Annotated in this window: 18 protein-coding genes; 13 read left to right on the top strand and 5 right to left on the bottom strand. The window is 59.8% G+C overall.

Annotation, left to right across the window (positions count from 1 at the left end; all coding sequences use genetic code 11):
* Positions 1–92: 92 nt before the first annotated feature.
* Genes I9H09_RS21875 through pilG form a run of 3 tightly spaced genes read right to left on the bottom strand, consistent with a single transcriptional unit; the run spans position 93 to position 1,469 of the window.
* Complete coding sequence (locus I9H09_RS21875) at positions 93–632, bottom strand: chemotaxis protein CheW (protein ID WP_005888350.1); 540 nt, start codon at positions 630–632, stop codon at positions 93–95.
* Between the two features lie 14 nt (positions 633–646).
* Positions 647–1,012 (bottom strand): twitching motility response regulator PilH, encoded by a 366-nt coding sequence (pilH, locus tag I9H09_RS21880; RefSeq protein ID WP_005888349.1) that lies wholly within the window; start codon positions 1,010–1,012, stop codon positions 647–649.
* A 46-nt stretch (positions 1,013–1,058) separates the two neighbouring features.
* On the bottom strand, positions 1,059–1,469 hold the full coding sequence (gene pilG, locus I9H09_RS21885; protein ID WP_005888348.1) for a twitching motility response regulator PilG: 411 nt from the start codon (positions 1,467–1,469) through the stop codon (positions 1,059–1,061).
* Between the two features lie 245 nt (positions 1,470–1,714).
* Between pilG and gshB the strand changes: the two genes are divergently transcribed.
* The 7 genes from gshB (at position 1,715) to I9H09_RS21920 (ending at position 7,717) form a co-directional block, all read left to right on the top strand.
* Positions 1,715–2,674: a glutathione synthase gene (gene gshB, locus I9H09_RS21890; RefSeq protein WP_024668621.1), complete on the top strand. Its 960-nt coding sequence runs from the start codon at positions 1,715–1,717 to the stop codon at positions 2,672–2,674.
* A gap of 155 nt (positions 2,675–2,829) precedes the next feature.
* The gene (locus I9H09_RS21895; RefSeq protein WP_024668620.1) at positions 2,830–3,732 is read left to right on the top strand and encodes an energy transducer TonB; all 903 of its coding nucleotides are present in this window, start codon (positions 2,830–2,832) and stop codon (positions 3,730–3,732) included.
* 76 nt (positions 3,733–3,808) lie between these two features.
* Positions 3,809–4,381, top strand: coding sequence for a YqgE/AlgH family protein (locus tag I9H09_RS21900; RefSeq protein ID WP_005888343.1), 573 nt, complete (start codon positions 3,809–3,811; stop codon positions 4,379–4,381).
* Positions 4,381–4,821: a Holliday junction resolvase RuvX gene (gene ruvX, locus I9H09_RS21905; protein ID WP_005888341.1), complete on the top strand. Its 441-nt coding sequence runs from the start codon at positions 4,381–4,383 to the stop codon at positions 4,819–4,821. The genes I9H09_RS21900 and ruvX overlap by 1 nt, the downstream gene beginning before the upstream one ends.
* A gap of 98 nt (positions 4,822–4,919) precedes the next feature.
* Positions 4,920–5,432 (top strand): bifunctional pyr operon transcriptional regulator/uracil phosphoribosyltransferase PyrR, encoded by a 513-nt coding sequence (gene pyrR, locus I9H09_RS21910; protein WP_122346981.1) that lies wholly within the window; start codon positions 4,920–4,922, stop codon positions 5,430–5,432.
* 12 nt (positions 5,433–5,444) lie between these two features.
* Positions 5,445–6,449 carry an aspartate carbamoyltransferase catalytic subunit gene (locus tag I9H09_RS21915; protein WP_122346982.1) on the top strand — a complete coding sequence of 335 codons (1,005 nt, stop codon included), beginning with the start codon at positions 5,445–5,447 and terminating at the stop codon, positions 6,447–6,449.
* A complete protein-coding gene (locus I9H09_RS21920; RefSeq protein ID WP_053479858.1) occupies positions 6,446–7,717 on the top strand; it encodes a dihydroorotase in 1,272 nt (423 codons plus the stop codon). The genes I9H09_RS21915 and I9H09_RS21920 overlap by 4 nt, the downstream gene beginning before the upstream one ends.
* 72 nt (positions 7,718–7,789) lie before the next feature.
* Here the strand turns inward: I9H09_RS21920 and I9H09_RS21925 are convergent, their stop codons facing one another.
* Positions 7,790–8,068 carry an NINE protein gene (locus tag I9H09_RS21925; RefSeq protein ID WP_122346983.1) on the bottom strand — a complete coding sequence of 93 codons (279 nt, stop codon included), beginning with the start codon at positions 8,066–8,068 and terminating at the stop codon, positions 7,790–7,792.
* Positions 8,069–8,318: 250 nt separating this feature from the next.
* On the opposite strand from I9H09_RS21925, the gene I9H09_RS21930 reads away from it, so the two are divergent.
* On the top strand, positions 8,319–8,990 hold the full coding sequence (locus I9H09_RS21930) for a C40 family peptidase (protein WP_122312956.1): 672 nt from the start codon (positions 8,319–8,321) through the stop codon (positions 8,988–8,990).
* A gap of 91 nt (positions 8,991–9,081) precedes the next feature.
* On the opposite strand, the gene I9H09_RS21935 is transcribed toward I9H09_RS21930, so the two are convergent.
* Positions 9,082–10,116, bottom strand: coding sequence for a type IV pilus twitching motility protein PilT (locus I9H09_RS21935; protein ID WP_024668616.1), 1,035 nt, complete (start codon positions 10,114–10,116; stop codon positions 9,082–9,084).
* A 55-nt stretch (positions 10,117–10,171) separates the two neighbouring features.
* Between I9H09_RS21935 and I9H09_RS21940 the strand changes: the two genes are divergently transcribed.
* The 5 genes from I9H09_RS21940 (at position 10,172) to metW (ending at position 14,287) form a co-directional block, all read left to right on the top strand.
* Positions 10,172–10,858, top strand: a complete 687-nt coding sequence (locus I9H09_RS21940; protein WP_024668615.1) for a YggS family pyridoxal phosphate-dependent enzyme — start codon at positions 10,172–10,174, stop codon at positions 10,856–10,858.
* Positions 10,859–10,880: 22 nt separating this feature from the next.
* The gene (proC, locus tag I9H09_RS21945) at positions 10,881–11,699 is read left to right on the top strand and encodes a pyrroline-5-carboxylate reductase (RefSeq protein WP_122347005.1); all 819 of its coding nucleotides are present in this window, start codon (positions 10,881–10,883) and stop codon (positions 11,697–11,699) included.
* A gap of 25 nt (positions 11,700–11,724) precedes the next feature.
* Positions 11,725–12,315 (top strand): YggT family protein, encoded by a 591-nt coding sequence (locus I9H09_RS21950; protein ID WP_005888327.1) that lies wholly within the window; start codon positions 11,725–11,727, stop codon positions 12,313–12,315.
* A 204-nt stretch (positions 12,316–12,519) separates the two neighbouring features.
* Positions 12,520–13,659, top strand: coding sequence for a homoserine O-succinyltransferase MetX (gene metX / locus I9H09_RS21955; protein WP_005888326.1), 1,140 nt, complete (start codon positions 12,520–12,522; stop codon positions 13,657–13,659).
* Positions 13,660–13,666: 7 nt separating this feature from the next.
* Positions 13,667–14,287 carry a methionine biosynthesis protein MetW gene (gene metW / locus I9H09_RS21960; RefSeq protein ID WP_005888325.1) on the top strand — a complete coding sequence of 207 codons (621 nt, stop codon included), beginning with the start codon at positions 13,667–13,669 and terminating at the stop codon, positions 14,285–14,287.
* Positions 14,288–14,321: the final 34 nt, after the last annotated feature.

Below are 14,321 nucleotides of genomic sequence, written 5' to 3' on the forward strand. Positions count from 1 at the left end.
GGTAAGGAAGCGGAATCTACTGATTGTAAATGAGCATTCCGAGCCTGTTTTTAACGCAACATCACCGAGCGCAGCCACTTCTCGTACAGAGCCTAAGATGCCAGGTCCATGAAGTCTGCAGACTGCACCACCGCCCAAGGACTGAACACTTGCCATGCCTGTTCACGAATGAACTGCCCGCGCAGGAACGGCGCGATACCTTGATCGACGTCTTGCGGGGTCTGAGGTATGAGGCTCAACTGACTGAAACGTTGCATGCCGAACACCTCATCGACCAGCAGACCGGCGAATACTTCGTTGTGCTCGACCACCAGCACCCGCCGCTGCTTGCGCGCGGTCATCGCTTCAAGGCCGAAGAACCCGCACAGGTCCATGAGCGGCAACAGCCGGCCGCGCAGGTTGGCGACGCCCGACACCCAGGACTTTACGCCTGGCATCACGGCATGACGCGGCTCGTGAAGAATTTCGGCAATTTCGCGGATAGGCGCAACGAAACGCTGCTCGCCCATCCGGAATCCGATCCCGACCCAGTCCTGCTGATGGGCTTCCTGCAATGGCAGGCCGGCCGCGAGCGAACGACAGCGTCGGTCCATGTCCAGCAGCAATTCGAAGGCGGTACGTGGCTCGGCCATGACGATTCCGGCAATCAGCCGGCCAGCACCGCATTCAGGGTTTTCATCAGGGTTTCTTCATCCACCGGCTTGGTCAGGTAATCCTGAGCGCCCTGGCGTTTGCCCCAGACCTTGTCGGTTTCCTGATCCTTGGTGGTGATCATGATCACCGGGATCATGCTGGTGTCGGGATCCTTGGTCAGCTGGCGGGTGGCCTGAAAACCGTTGAGCCCCGGCATGACGATGTCCATCAACACGGCATCGGGCTTTTCCTGACGGGCCAGCGCCACACCATCGGCACCGTTTTCAGCCTTGAGCACTTCATGACCGTACTTTTCAAGCATGCCGGTGAGTTTGTACATTTCAGTCGGCGAGTCATCGACGATCAATATTCGAGCCATGGGTGTTCCCCGTCAGTTTTCGAGCGCGCGACATCAGGCGCGGGCATCACGATAGATGGTGTTCTGCGGCAACGAAGCCGGGCACATGGGCCTTGATTGCGTTGAGCAGTTCTTCCTTGCTGAAAGGCTTTGTCAGAAATTGGTCGGAACCGACGATACGCCCCTTGGCCTTGTCGAACAGGCCGTCCTTGGAGGACAGCATGATGACCGGCGTCGATTTGAATGCGCGGTTGTTCTTGATCAGTGCACAGGTCTGATAGCCGTCCAGGCGCGGCATCATGATATCGACGAATATGATGCGCGGGTGGTTATCGGCAATTTTGGCCAGTGCGTCGAAACCGTCTATCGCCGTGATGACTTCACAGCCAGCGTTTTTAAGCAGCGTTTCGGCGGTGCGGCGGATAGTCTTCGAGTCATCGATGACCATGACTTTCAAGGCGGAGGCGTGTTGTTCCATAAGCTGCTCTTCCATCGCCGCAGCGAATTTTTGCGCATTCTGCGAGTCACCGGGAGCCTGACTTTATCGCTTCATTGATCCAAAGGGATTGAAGCCCGGATGCGCAGTCTTTTTAGCACACTCTCCAGACTCAATCCATAAACTGCACCGTGGCGGACCTGCCCCTTGACCGGGAGCAATCGGAACGCCACCCTGATGCCAATTTTACGGCCTTCACGGCCCTTACCGATCAGAGGATATTGCCCATGAGCGTTCGCCTAGGGATTGTCATGGACCCCATTGAGCGCATCTCCTATAAAAAGGACAGCTCGCTGGCCATGCTCCTTGCCGCCCAGAATCGCGGCTGGTCGCTGTTCTACATGGAACAGAAAGACCTGTACCAGAACGCTGGCCAGGCCCGCGCGCGCATGAAGCCGCTCAAGGTGTTTGCCGATCCAGCCAAGTGGTTTGAATTCGAGGCTGAAGTCGACGCTAGCCTGGACGATCTGGACGTGATCCTGATGCGCAAGGACCCGCCGTTCGACATGGAGTTCGTCTACGCCACTTACCTGCTGGAGCAGGCCGAGCGCGCCGGCGTGCTGGTGGTCAACAAGCCGCAAAGCCTGCGCGACTGCAACGAAAAGCTGTTTGCCACGCTGTTTCCGCAATGCACCCCGCCGACCTTGGTCAGCCGCCGTGCCGATATCATTCGCGAGTTCGCCGAACAGCAGGGCGACGTGATCCTCAAGCCGCTGGACGGCATGGGTGGCGCATCGATCTTTCGCCACCGTGCAGGCGATCCTAATCTGTCAGTCATCCTTGAAACACTGACGGCTCACGGCACTCAACAGATCATGGCGCAGGGCTATCTGCCAGCCATCAAGGACGGCGACAAACGCATCTTGATGGTTGACGGCGAGCCGGTGCCGTACTGCCTGGCGCGTATCCCGGCAGCGGGAGAAACACGCGGCAACCTGGCCGCTGGTGGCCGCGGCGAAGCCCGCCCGCTGAGTGACAAGGACCGCTGGATCGCCGAACAGATCGGCCCTACGCTGCGCGAAAAAGGCCTGTTGTTCGTCGGTCTGGACGTGATCGGCGAGCACCTGACCGAAATCAACGTGACCAGCCCGACCTGTATCCGCGAAATCGACAACGCCTACGGCACCGACATTGGTGGCCTGTTGATGGATGCCATCGAGAAGAAACTCGAAGCGCGCAAGGGCTGATCAAACGCTGACGCTGCTGGCTGCGGTCAAACCTTACGCCACGGCGTCCCTTCGTCCGATCCGCCGTAAAGCCGCACTACACATTGCGTTATCATGCGCCACCTGTAACACGACACGGATTTTGACATGCAGGCTGACGAGATGCTGAACCGCCAATGACATCCATGGCCAAGAACGACCTCCCCCTAGAGCTCTCCACTGCGGGTGTGCGCCCTGCCGATCGTCTGGGCTTCACCATGATGATCGCGGCGCTGATCCACCTGGCAGTGATCCTTGGCGTGGGCTTTACCTACGTCAAGCCGGAGCATATCTCGCAGACCCTGGAAATCACCCTCGCCACCTTCAAGAGCGAAGAAAAGCCCAAACAGGCGGATTTTCTGGCGCAGGACGACCAGCAGGGCAGCGGCACCCTCGACAAGGCCGAGACGCTCAAGACCACCGAACTGGCGCCCTATCAGGACACCAAGGTCAACAAGGTCACCCCGCCCCCAGCCAGCAAGCCCGTGGTCAGGCAGGAAGCACCCAAGACCGCCGTGGCGACCACAGCGCCCAGCCAGCAGAAAACCGTTGCCAAGCGCGAAGAGGTCAAGCCCGAACCGACAGCCAAGGCCGCACCGACCTTTGACAGCGCGGAACTGAGCAACGAGATCGCCAGCCTGGAAGCCGAACTTTCGACCGAACAACAGGCTTATGCCAAGCGCCCCAAGATCCATCGCCTCAATGCGGCTTCGACCATGCGCGACAAAGGCGCCTGGTATAAGGACGACTGGCGCAAGAAGGTCGAACGGGTCGGAAACCTGAACTATCCTGAGGAAGCACGCCGCAAGCAGATCTACGGCAATTTGCGACTTCTTGTGTCAATCAATCGGGATGGTTCGCTGTACGAGGTGCTGGTGCTGGAGTCGTCGGGGCAACCGCTGCTCGATCAGGCGGCTCAGCGAATCGTGCGTCTGGCAGCGCCTTTTGCGCCGTTCACCGGCGATCTGGCGGATATCGACAGACTTGAGATCATTCGCACCTGGAAATTTGCACGCGGCGACAAACTGTCCAGCAACTGACATTTTTGCCAATGGACAACGGGCACCTGCTAAGTGCCAGTTGTCAGGCCTGTAACACGACGCCAAACTAGGACTCATGAAAAAAGTCTCTCCGAGTTATCTCAAGCATCAGTTCCTGATCGCCATGCCCCACATGCACGACGAGAACTTTGCTCAGACCTTGACCTACGTTGTCGAGCACAACGCCAATGGCGCGATGGGGCTGGTGATCAACCGCCCGCAAGGCCTGTCTCTGGCGGATGTGCTTGAACAATTGCGGCCGGAGCTTCCTGCGCCCAAGCGCTGCGAGGAAATCGCCATTCATTACGGCGGCCCGGTGCAGACCGACCGCGGTTTTGTCTTGCACCCCAGCGGTCAGATGTTTCAGGCCACGGTCGCCTTGCCGGGCGGTATCTCGTTGTCCACTTCCCAGGATGTGCTGTTTTCCATCGCCGACGGCTATGGCCCTGATCAAAATGTGATCACCCTGGGCTATGCGGGCTGGGACGCCGGTCAACTGGATGCCGAAATGGCCGACAATGCCTGGCTGACCTGCTCGTTCGACCCAGCCATCCTGTTCGATGTCGACAGCGATCAGCGCCTCGACGCAGCAGCGAGGCGCCTTGGCGTCAACCTCAGCCTGATTTCGACCCAGGCAGGACACGCTTGATGGCCGCGCTACGGCTTCTGCTGGGCATCGATTACGGCACCAAACAGATCGGCGTTGCCGTCGGCCAGGCAATCACTGGTCAGGCTCGCGAACTCTGCACGCTCAAGGCGCAGAATGGCGTACCGGACTGGGACAAGGTCCAGGCGTTGATCACCGAATGGAAACCTGACGCAATTGTGGTCGGCCTGCCATTGAACATGGACGGCACACCCAGCGACATGAGCGCCCGCGCCGAGAAGTTCTCGCGCAGGCTCAATGGTCGCTTTGGTGTAACGGTCTACACCCACGATGAACGCCTGACCACCTTCGAGGCGAAAGGCGAGCGCATGGCGCGCGGCGGACAGAAAGGCAGCTATCGCGACAACCCGGTGGACGCCATCGCGGCTGCACTGCTTCTGCAAGGCTGGCTGGACGAGCACCCCGAGCTGCTGAATGTGTGACTTTTGCAGCCCAGACCGCTTCGAGATAACCGGATTCCACGTTACCGCTTGAGCAAGGCGCCATGGATGGACGCTGCCCGAGCCTCAAAGGAGCAACCATGAGTCTGCCAAATCCCGCCGAGCTGATTCGTCAGATGGCCACTGACCTGAACGCTCATCTGAGCAAGCGCAGCATCAGCGACCCTCGCTTCATCGGCATTCGTACCGGCGGCGTATGGGTCGCTCAGGCGCTGCTCAAAGCGCTGAACAATCCGTCGCCACTCGGCACCCTCGACGTTTCCTTCTATCGCGATGATTTCAGCCAGAATGGGCTGCACCCTCAGGTTCGCCCTTCAGAGCTGCCTTTCGAGATCGAAGGCCAGCACCTGGTGCTGATCGATGACGTACTGATGAGTGGCCGTACCATCCGCGCCGCACTCAACGAGCTGTTCGATTACGGCCGCCCGGCCAGCGTCACGCTGGTCTGCCTGCTGGACCTGGACGCCGGTGAATTGCCGATCTGCCCTGACGTGGTCGGGGCAACGCTGTCGCTGGCACCGAACGAACGCATCAAGCTGTCCGGCCCTGCGCCAATGACACTCGAACTTCAAGACCTTTCCACCGCCCTTTAAGAGTTCATTGCGATGACGCCTCTCGACGCCAAGAGCCCGCTGCAGCTCAACCATCAGGGCCAGCTGCGCCATTTCCTGTCTCTGGACGGCTTGCCCCGCGAGCTGCTTACCGAAATCCTCGACACCGCCGACTCTTTTCTCGAAGTCGGCGCCCGCGCGGTGAAAAAGGTCCCGCTGTTACGCGGCAAGACAGTGTGCAACGTGTTCTTCGAAAACTCGACGCGCACCCGAACCACATTCGAGCTGGCGGCACAGCGACTGTCGGCCGACGTGATCACCCTGAACGTCTCGACCTCCTCCACCAGCAAGGGCGAGACGCTGTTCGACACCCTGCGTAACCTTGAAGCGATGGCCGCCGACATGTTCGTCGTGCGCCACGCCGACTCGGGCGCAGCGCATTTCATTGCCGAGCACGTGTGCCCGGACGTGGCGATCATCAACGGCGGCGACGGCCGCCATGCCCACCCTACCCAGGGCATGCTCGACATGCTGACGATTCGTCGTCACAAGGGTGGTTTCGAGAACCTGTCGGTGGCCATCGTCGGCGATATCCTGCATTCGCGGGTGGCGCGTTCCAACATGATTGCGCTCAAGGCGCTGGGCTGCCCGGACATCCGTGTGATCGGGCCGAAGACCCTGCTGCCGGTGGGTGTCGAGCAGTATGGTGTGAAGGTCTACACCGACCTCAACGAAGGCCTGAAGGATGTCGACGTGGTGATCATGCTGCGCTTGCAACGCGAGCGCATGACCGGTGGCCTGCTGCCCAGCGAAGGCGAGTTCTATCGCCTGTTCGGTCTGACCACCACGCGCCTGGCGGCCGCGAAGCCGGATGCGATTGTCATGCACCCCGGCCCGATCAACCGCGGTGTAGAAATTGAATCGGCGGTGGCCGACGGAGCGCATTCGGTGATTCTCAATCAGGTGACCTACGGCATCGCCGTGCGCATGGCGGTGCTGTCGATGGCCATGAGTGGACAAAACGCGCAACGACAATTCGAGCAGGAGAACGCCCAGTGAAGCTAAGCATCCTCGGCGCTCGCGTCATCGACCCGGTCAGCGGGCTGGATCAGATTACCGACCTGCACATAGAAGCAGGCAAGCTGTGCGCAATCGGCGCCGCACCGGAAGGCTTCGAGCCCACCCAGACCATCGACGCCACCGGGCTGGTCGCAGCTCCCGGTCTGGTCGATCTCAACGTGGCCCTGCGCGAACCCGGCTACAGCCGCAAAGGCAGCATCGCCAGCGAAACCCGTGCAGCGGTAGCCGGCGGCGTGACCAGCGTGTGCTGCCCGCCGCAGACCAAACCGGTGCTCGACACCTCGGCAGTAGCCGAGTTGATTCTGGACCGCGCCCGCGAAGCCGGTTTCAGCAAAGTGTTCCCCATCGGGGCGCTGAGCAAGGGCCTGGAAGGCGAACAACTGGCAGAACTGATGGCCCTGCGCAGCGCAGGCTGCGTGGCCTTCGGCAATGGTCTGAGCAGCTTCAGCAATACCCGCACGCTGTGCCGGGCGCTGGAATATGCGGCCACGTTTGACCTGACGGTGATTTTCAATTCTCAGGATCGGGATCTGGCCGAAGGTGGTCTGGCGCATGATGGCCCGACTGCCGCCTTTCTGGGGCTGGCCGGCATTCCTGAAACAGCCGAAACAGTGGCGCTGGCTCGCGACCTGTTGCTGGTCGAGCAAAGCGGCGTGCGCGCGCATTTCAGCCAACTGACCAGCGCCCGTGGCGCGGCGCTGATCGCCCAGGCTCAGGCACGTGGGCTGCCTGTGACAGCGGATGTGGCGCTGTATCAGCTGATTTTGACCGATGAAGCGCTGATCGACTTCTCCAGCCTGTATCACGTCCAGCCGCCGCTGCGCACCCGTGCCGACCGCGATGGCCTGCGTGAAGCTGTGAGGTCAGGGGTTATTCAAGCGATATCGAGCCACCACCAGCCTCACGAGCGCGATGCCAAGCTGGCACCGTTTGGCGCGACAGAACCGGGCATCAGCAGTGTCGAACTGCTGTTGCCGCTGGCGATGACACTGGTTGAAGATGGCTTGCTGGACCTGCCAACCCTGCTGGCCCGCCTGAGCAGCGGCCCGGCACAAGCCTTGCGCCTGCCAGCCGGCAAGCTGAGTGCTGGCGCGCCTGCCGACATCGTGCTGTTCGACCCGGCTGCCTCCACCGTTGCAGGTGAGACCTGGCTGTCAAAAGGCGACAACTGCCCCTTCATCGGCCACTGCCTCCCGGGCTCGGTGCGCTACACACTGGTGGATGGGCGTATCAGCTACAGCCGCTGAGGCAAGCCACCGGCCTCCACGCTCTGACCAGCGGCGGGCGGACCGCACTCTGCGTCCGCCCACCCCAAGCATTCAACCGCGTCGGGCGTTCTTCATCGAGATCTGGTCATTCAACGTCCAGAAGTCATACAGGATGCCCACCAGGAACAACCCACCGGTCAACAGGTAGATGACGCCCGTTATCCACTTGCCCTGATACATGCGGTGCAGGCCGAACAGGCCGAACGTGAAGAACCAGATGGTCCCGGTCACCGGCTTGCCGTAGTAGAAACGATGCGCTCCCAGGAACCCGAAAATCCACATCAGGTAACCCATGACCTTGCTGTGCGTATCAGAACGATAGCCGTTCATTTTTAACCTCTTTGCGCTGATAGAAAAAAATACATAACATTTTTGTGACTTGGTTTCGCTCATCCGACGTATGGCACATGAGCCGGTTTAATGCCGCCAAGCCCTTGTCACTAAAGGGATTAGCGATAAAAAAGAAAGAGTCTGTCGCAGAAAACGCAACGATACCAGTGTGATGCACTCGACAAATGGGGTCAGATTTTTCGAAAAAGCTGTTATAAAGTTGCGCGCTGACCACTACGAGCCCTGCCGAATGCGTCCTTTTTTCAAGACATGGCTAACCATTTGCCTATTTATGCCACTGGCCGCCCACGCCACCAATCGTGAGCAACAACTTCCTGCGAGCTTCACGGGCCATACCGCCAAAAGTCACTCTTCACCGGCACTCGCGACTCGCACTGCACCCAAGGAAGCCACACCAGTATCCGTTCAACCCAAAAACTCTCGCGCCAGCAAGCCGCTGTCGCGCAAGAATGCCCAAAAGGCAGCCCTGCAGGCATCGGTGCCTGCCAAACAGGGCAATGCCGTTGTAAAACGGGCCTTGCAGGCTGTCGGGACGCCTTATCGCTGGGGCGGCAACACGCCCGGCAAAGGCCTCGACTGCAGCGGTCTGGTCAAATATGCCTACACGGATGTCCGTGAAGTCAATTTGCCACGCACCTCCAATGCCATGGCCCAGGGTCATGGTCAGACGGTGGATCGCAAGGACCTGAAACCCGGCGACCTGCTGTTCTTCAACATCAAGAGCAGCAACATCAACCACGTAGCCATCTACCTCGGCGACAACAAGTTCGTTCATGCGCCGCGCCGTGGCAAGGCCGTTACTGTCGATACGCTGAACAAACCGTATTGGAACAGTCACTACAAGGTCGCCAAGCGTGTGCTGCCCAAGCAGCCGGGGCAGATGCGCGTCGTCCAGCGCTGACCTGATCGCAGCGTGACAAAGGGGGCCTTGAATTCATTCAAAGCCCCCTTTTCGTTCCACTCTCATAACATCCGAAGGCTTGCGGAACAGGTCAGAAATTGTCAGGCACCTTGGCCCGCTCGCGTGCGCTCTCGCGGGTGATCAGGCCCTTCTTGACCAAGTCGGCCAGACACATGTCCAGCGTCTGCATACCGACCGACCCGCCGGTCTGGATCGAGGAATACATCTGCGCCACCTTGTCCTCACGAATCAGGTTACGAATCGCCGGGGTGCCCATCATGATTTCGTGCGCCGCCACGCGTCCTCCGCCAACCTTCTTGAGCAACGCCTGCGATACCACGGCGTGCAGCGATTCGGACAGCATCGAACGGATCATCGACTTTTCCTGTGCCGGAAACACATCGACGATCCGGTCAATGGTCTTTGCCGCCGACGTGGTGTGCAGGGTGCCGAATACCAGGTGACCAGTCTCCGCAGCGGTCAACGCCAGGCGAATGGTCTCAAGGTCGCGCATCTCGCCGACCAGAATCACATCCGGGTCCTCACGCAGGGCCGAGCGCAGCGCTTCCGAGAAACCCAGCGTGTCACGATGAACCTCACGCTGGTTGACCAGGCACTTCTTGGACTCGTGGACGAATTCGATCGGGTCTTCGATTGTCAGGATATGGTGATGCTTGTTGCAATTGAGGTAGTCGATCATCGCCGCCAGAGTGGTCGACTTGCCTGAACCGGTCGGCCCGGTGACCAGAATCAGGCCTCGCGCCACATCGGTAATCTTCCGAAACACATTGCCCATCCCCAAGTCTTCCATACTCAGAATTTTTGAAGGAATGGTCCGGAAAACGGCGCCTGCGCCACGATTCTGGTTGAATGCGTTGACCCGAAACCGCGCGACACCCGGCACTTCGAAGGAAAAGTCAGTCTCTAGACGCTCTTCGAAATCCTGACGCTGCTTGTCGTTCATGATGTCGTAGATCAGCGCCTTGACCTCCTTCGCGTCCAGCGGCGGCAGGTTGATGCGGCGCACATCACCATCGACACGAATCATCGGTGGCAGACCTGCAGAGAGGTGCAAGTCCGACGCGCCCTGTTTGGCACTGAAGGCCAGCAGCTCGGTAATATCCATACAGCTCCTCAATCACATAGAATGCCGCAGACCTTAGCCTGACTGGCGCAAATCAATGTCCACGATAGCAGCGAACATTTCAACGCTTGAACAGCGAATTCGCGACGCAGCCCACGCTGCCAACCGCGATCCGGCCTCCGTTGGCCTGCTGGCGGTCAGTAAAACCAAGCCGGCGAGCGACCTGCGAGAAGCTTACACGGAGGGCCTGCTTCATTTTGGCGAAAACTATTTACAGGAAGCACTGGGCAAACAGCTCGAATTGACCGACCTGCCCTTGTGCTGGCACTTCATCGGCCCCATTCAATCGAACAAGACGCGTGCTATTGCCGAGAACTTCGCCTGGGTACATTCCGTGGATCGCCTGAAAATCGCTCAACGCCTGTCCGAGCAGCGCCCCGACGCGTTGGAGCCGCTGAACATCTGCATTCAGGTGAACGTCAGTGGCGAAGCCAGCAAATCGGGTTGCGCGCCTCAGGACCTGCCGGAGCTGGCAGCCGCCATCAACGTGCTGCCGCGGCTGAAGCTGCGCGGCCTGATGGCGATTCCCGAGCCAACGGATGACCCTCATGAGCAGGCAGCGGCTTTTGCCGCCGTGCGCACCTTGCAGGAGCAACTGGGCCTGCCTCTCGACACACTTTCCATGGGCATGAGCCACGACCTGGAGGCCGCCATTGCACAAGGCGCCACCTGGGTACGGATCGGCACTGCCCTTTTTGGCGCTCGCGACTATGGGCAGCCATAACTTTGCACACAAGGACCCTTTCATGAGCAAGACCCGTATTGCCTTTGTCGGCGCAGGAAACATGGCCGCCAGCCTGATCGGCGGCCTGCGCGCGCAAGGTGTGGACGCGGCGCTGATCTGCGCCAGTGCGCCGGGCGCCGAAACCCGCGAGCGAATCGCAAAAGATCACGGCATCAAGGTATTCGCAGACAATGCAGACGCGATCAACGGCGCGGATGTCGTGGTGCTGGCAGTCAAGCCACAGATGATGAAAAGCGTCTGCCAGGCCTTGAAGTCCAACCTCGAACCTCACCAGTTGATTGTTTCGGTGGCTGCCGGTATTACCTGCGCCAGCCTGACTCAGTGGCTGGGCGAACAACCGGTTGTGCGTTGCATGCCCAACACCCCGTCGCTGCTGCGTCAGGGTGCCAGCGGGCTATATGCGACCGACAAGGTCACTGCCGAGCAACGCGATCAGGCCGAGCAACTGTTGTCAGCCGTCGGGCTGGCGGTCTGGGTCGAACAGGAAAAACACATGAACGCGGTGACGGCGGTGTCCGGCAGCGGCCCTGCGTACTTCTTCCTGATGATGGAAGCGATGACCGCGGCAGGCGTGAAACTGGGCCTGCCGAAGGATGTCGCTGAAAAGCTCACGCTGCAGACGGCGCTGGGCTCGGCCCTGATCGCGACTGGCAGCGATGTGGATGCGGGCGAATTGCGCCGTCGTGTCGCCTCACCGGGCGGGACCACCGAAGCAGCAATCAAGGCATTTCAGGCGGGCGGCTTCGAAGCGCTGGTGGAAACGGCGCTGACCGCCGCAGATCATCGTGCAGCCGAGCTGGCTGAACAACTGGGCAAATAATTTTCGGGTTTTCTGGAGCAGATCGATGATCGGATTGAACACCGCTGCAATTTACGTCCTGCAGACGCTCGGCAGTCTGTACCTGCTGATCGTACTGCTGCGCTTTGTGCTGCAATTGGTGCGGGCCAACTTCTATAACCCGCTGTGCCAGTTCATCGTGCGCGCCACTCAGCCGCTGCTCAAGCCACTGCGACGCATCATTCCGAGCCTGTTCGGCCTGGACATGTCGTCGCTGGTGCTGGCAATCATCGTGCAGATGATCCTGATGGCGCTGACCCTTCTGCTAATGTTTGGCACCACCGGCGATCCGCTGCACCTGCTGCTTTGGTCGATCATTGGCGTGACGGCGCTGTTCCTGAAGATATTCTTCTTCGCCCTGATCATCAGCGTGATCCTGTCGTGGGTGGCACCGGGCAGCAACAACCCTGGCGCAGAGCTGGTCAACCAGATCTGTGAGCCAGCCCTGGCACCGTTCCGCAAGATTGTCCCGAACCTGGGCGGTCTGGACATCTCGCCGATCCTGGCGTTTCTGGTGCTCAAGCTGCTCGACATGCTGGTCATCAACAACCTCGCCGCCATGAGCAACATGCCCGATGTACTGCGGTTGTTGATGTAAGCGAAGTTCCGAATCGTCCGGATATATAGAGGTTTTGTGGGAGCGAACCGGGCGACGCTCCCACAACAGCCCTGCCTCAACTATGGTGCGACGCTCTGCGTCCTAGCCAGATAGCGCAACTGATTTACGCCTCACAACATCCCTTATTGCCGCTGCACCCCGCGGTCTTTAGACTTACGCCTCATTCACGCGAGAGCAGGGTCGATGCCCACGGTTTTCCCCCACGATTCTGTCGGACTGGTCACACCGCAAATGGCGCATTTCAGCGAGCCTTTGCCGCTGGCCTGTGGCCGTTCGTTGCCAGCCTATGACCTGATTTACGAAACCTACGGTCAGCTCAACGCTGCTCGCAGCAACGCCGTGCTGATCTGCCACGCGCTGTCAGGGCATCATCATGCCGCAGGCTTTCACAGCGCCGACGACCGCAAGCCCGGTTGGTGGGACAGTTGCATCGGCCCTGGCAAGCCAATCGACACCGACCGGTTCTTCGTCGTCAGCCTCAACAACCTTGGCGGTTGCAATGGCTCGACCGGCCCAAGCAGCATCGATCCAGACACCGGCAAACCATTCGGTGCCAATTTCCCGGTACTGACCGTGGAAGACTGGGTCAACAGCCAGGCCCGGCTGGCCGATCTGCTGGGTATCGACACATGGGCTGCGGTGATTGGCGGCAGCCTGGGCGGCATGCAGGCGCTGCAATGGACCATCAGCTACCCGGATCGCGTGCGCCATTGCCTGGCAATCGCCTCGGCCCCCAAGTTGTCAGCGCAGAACATCGCCTTCAACGAAGTGGCGCGCCAGGCGATTCTCACCGACCCGGAATTTCACGGCGGCTCGTTCCAGGAGCAGGGCGTCATACCCAAACGCGGGCTAATGCTGGCGCGGATGGTCGGGCATATCACTTACCTGTCCGACGACTCGATGGGCGAGAAATTCGGTCGCGGCCTCAAAAGCGAGAAGCTCAACTACGATTTCCACAGCGTAGAGTTTCAGGTCGAAAGCTACCTGCGCTATCAAGGTGAAGAGTTTTCCGGGCGTTTCGACGCCAATACCTACCTGTTGATGACCAAAGCGCTGGATTACTTCGACCCTGCAGCCAGCTTCGACGACGACCTCGCAAAGACTTTCGCTAACGCCACCGCGAAGTTCTGCGTGATGTCGTTCACCACCGACTGGCGCTTCTCGCCAGCCCGCTCGCGGGAGCTGGTGGATGCGTTGATGGCTGCCCGCAAGGACGTCTGCTACCTGGAAATCGACGCGCCTCAAGGGCATGACGCTTTCCTGATCCCGATTCCGCGCTACCTGCAGGCTTTCGGTAATTACATGAACCGAATTTCGTTGTGAGGACCTCATGAGAGCCGATCTGGAAATCATCCAGGAATGGATCCCCGCAGGCAGCCGCGTGCTCGACCTCGGTTGTGGCAATGGCGAATTGCTGACCTGGCTGCGTGATCACAAACAAGTGACCGGGTACGGGCTTGAAAACGACGCCGAGAACATTGCCGAATGCGTAGCCAAAGGCATCAACGTCATCGAGCAGGACCTCGACAAGGGCCTGGGCAACTTTGCCAGCAACAGCTTCGACGTGGTGGTCATGACCCAGGCCCTGCAGGCCGTGCATTACCCGGACCGAATCCTCGACGAAATGCTCCGCGTCGGTCGGCAGTGCATCATCACATTCCCGAACTTCGGTCATTGGCGCTGCCGCTGGTATCTGGCCAGCAAGGGGCGCATGCCGGTGTCAGAATTTCTGCCGTACACCTGGTACAACACGCCGAACATCCACTTCTGCACCTTCGGCGACTTTGAAGAACTGTGCCGCGAACGCGATGCACAGGTGCTCGACAGGCTGGCGGTCGATCAGCAGCACCGTCATGGCTGGGCCAGCAAACTCTGGCCTAACCTGCTGGGAGAGATCGGCATCTACCGGGTTACCAGCCCAGGGCTGGCGGAGCACAAGATTGCCGTTTAAACGATCGTTTTCAAGCACCACCACCACAGGCCGA

It is taken from the genome of Pseudomonas tremae, from assembly GCF_023278125.1.
Classification (GTDB): domain Bacteria; phylum Pseudomonadota; class Gammaproteobacteria; order Pseudomonadales; family Pseudomonadaceae; genus Aquipseudomonas; species Aquipseudomonas tremae.

Excerpts from the sequence above, each read along its gene's own strand:
- I9H09_RS21875 (WP_005888350.1), bottom strand. The coding sequence starts at position 632 with ATGGCCGAGCCACGTACCGCCTTCGAATTGCTGCTGGACATGGACCGA.
- pilH (WP_005888349.1), bottom strand. The coding sequence starts at position 1,012 with ATGGCTCGAATATTGATCGTCGATGACTCGCCGACTGAAATGTACAAA.
- pilG (WP_005888348.1), bottom strand. The coding sequence starts at position 1,469 with ATGGAACAACACGCCTCCGCCTTGAAAGTCATGGTCATCGATGACTCG.
- gshB (WP_024668621.1), top strand. The coding sequence starts at position 1,715 with ATGAGCGTTCGCCTAGGGATTGTCATGGACCCCATTGAGCGCATCTCC.
- I9H09_RS21895 (WP_024668620.1), top strand. The coding sequence starts at position 2,830 with ATGACATCCATGGCCAAGAACGACCTCCCCCTAGAGCTCTCCACTGCG.
- I9H09_RS21900 (WP_005888343.1), top strand. The coding sequence starts at position 3,809 with ATGAAAAAAGTCTCTCCGAGTTATCTCAAGCATCAGTTCCTGATCGCC.
- ruvX (WP_005888341.1), top strand. The coding sequence starts at position 4,381 with ATGGCCGCGCTACGGCTTCTGCTGGGCATCGATTACGGCACCAAACAG.
- pyrR (WP_122346981.1), top strand. The coding sequence starts at position 4,920 with ATGAGTCTGCCAAATCCCGCCGAGCTGATTCGTCAGATGGCCACTGAC.
- I9H09_RS21915 (WP_122346982.1), top strand. The coding sequence starts at position 5,445 with ATGACGCCTCTCGACGCCAAGAGCCCGCTGCAGCTCAACCATCAGGGC.
- I9H09_RS21925 (WP_122346983.1), bottom strand. The coding sequence starts at position 8,068 with ATGAACGGCTATCGTTCTGATACGCACAGCAAGGTCATGGGTTACCTG.
- I9H09_RS21930 (WP_122312956.1), top strand. The coding sequence starts at position 8,319 with ATGCGTCCTTTTTTCAAGACATGGCTAACCATTTGCCTATTTATGCCA.
- I9H09_RS21935 (WP_024668616.1), bottom strand. The coding sequence starts at position 10,116 with ATGGATATTACCGAGCTGCTGGCCTTCAGTGCCAAACAGGGCGCGTCG.
- I9H09_RS21940 (WP_024668615.1), top strand. The coding sequence starts at position 10,172 with ATGTCCACGATAGCAGCGAACATTTCAACGCTTGAACAGCGAATTCGC.
- proC (WP_122347005.1), top strand. The coding sequence starts at position 10,881 with ATGAGCAAGACCCGTATTGCCTTTGTCGGCGCAGGAAACATGGCCGCC.
- I9H09_RS21950 (WP_005888327.1), top strand. The coding sequence starts at position 11,725 with ATGATCGGATTGAACACCGCTGCAATTTACGTCCTGCAGACGCTCGGC.
- metX (WP_005888326.1), top strand. The coding sequence starts at position 12,520 with ATGCCCACGGTTTTCCCCCACGATTCTGTCGGACTGGTCACACCGCAA.
- metW (WP_005888325.1), top strand. The coding sequence starts at position 13,667 with ATGAGAGCCGATCTGGAAATCATCCAGGAATGGATCCCCGCAGGCAGC.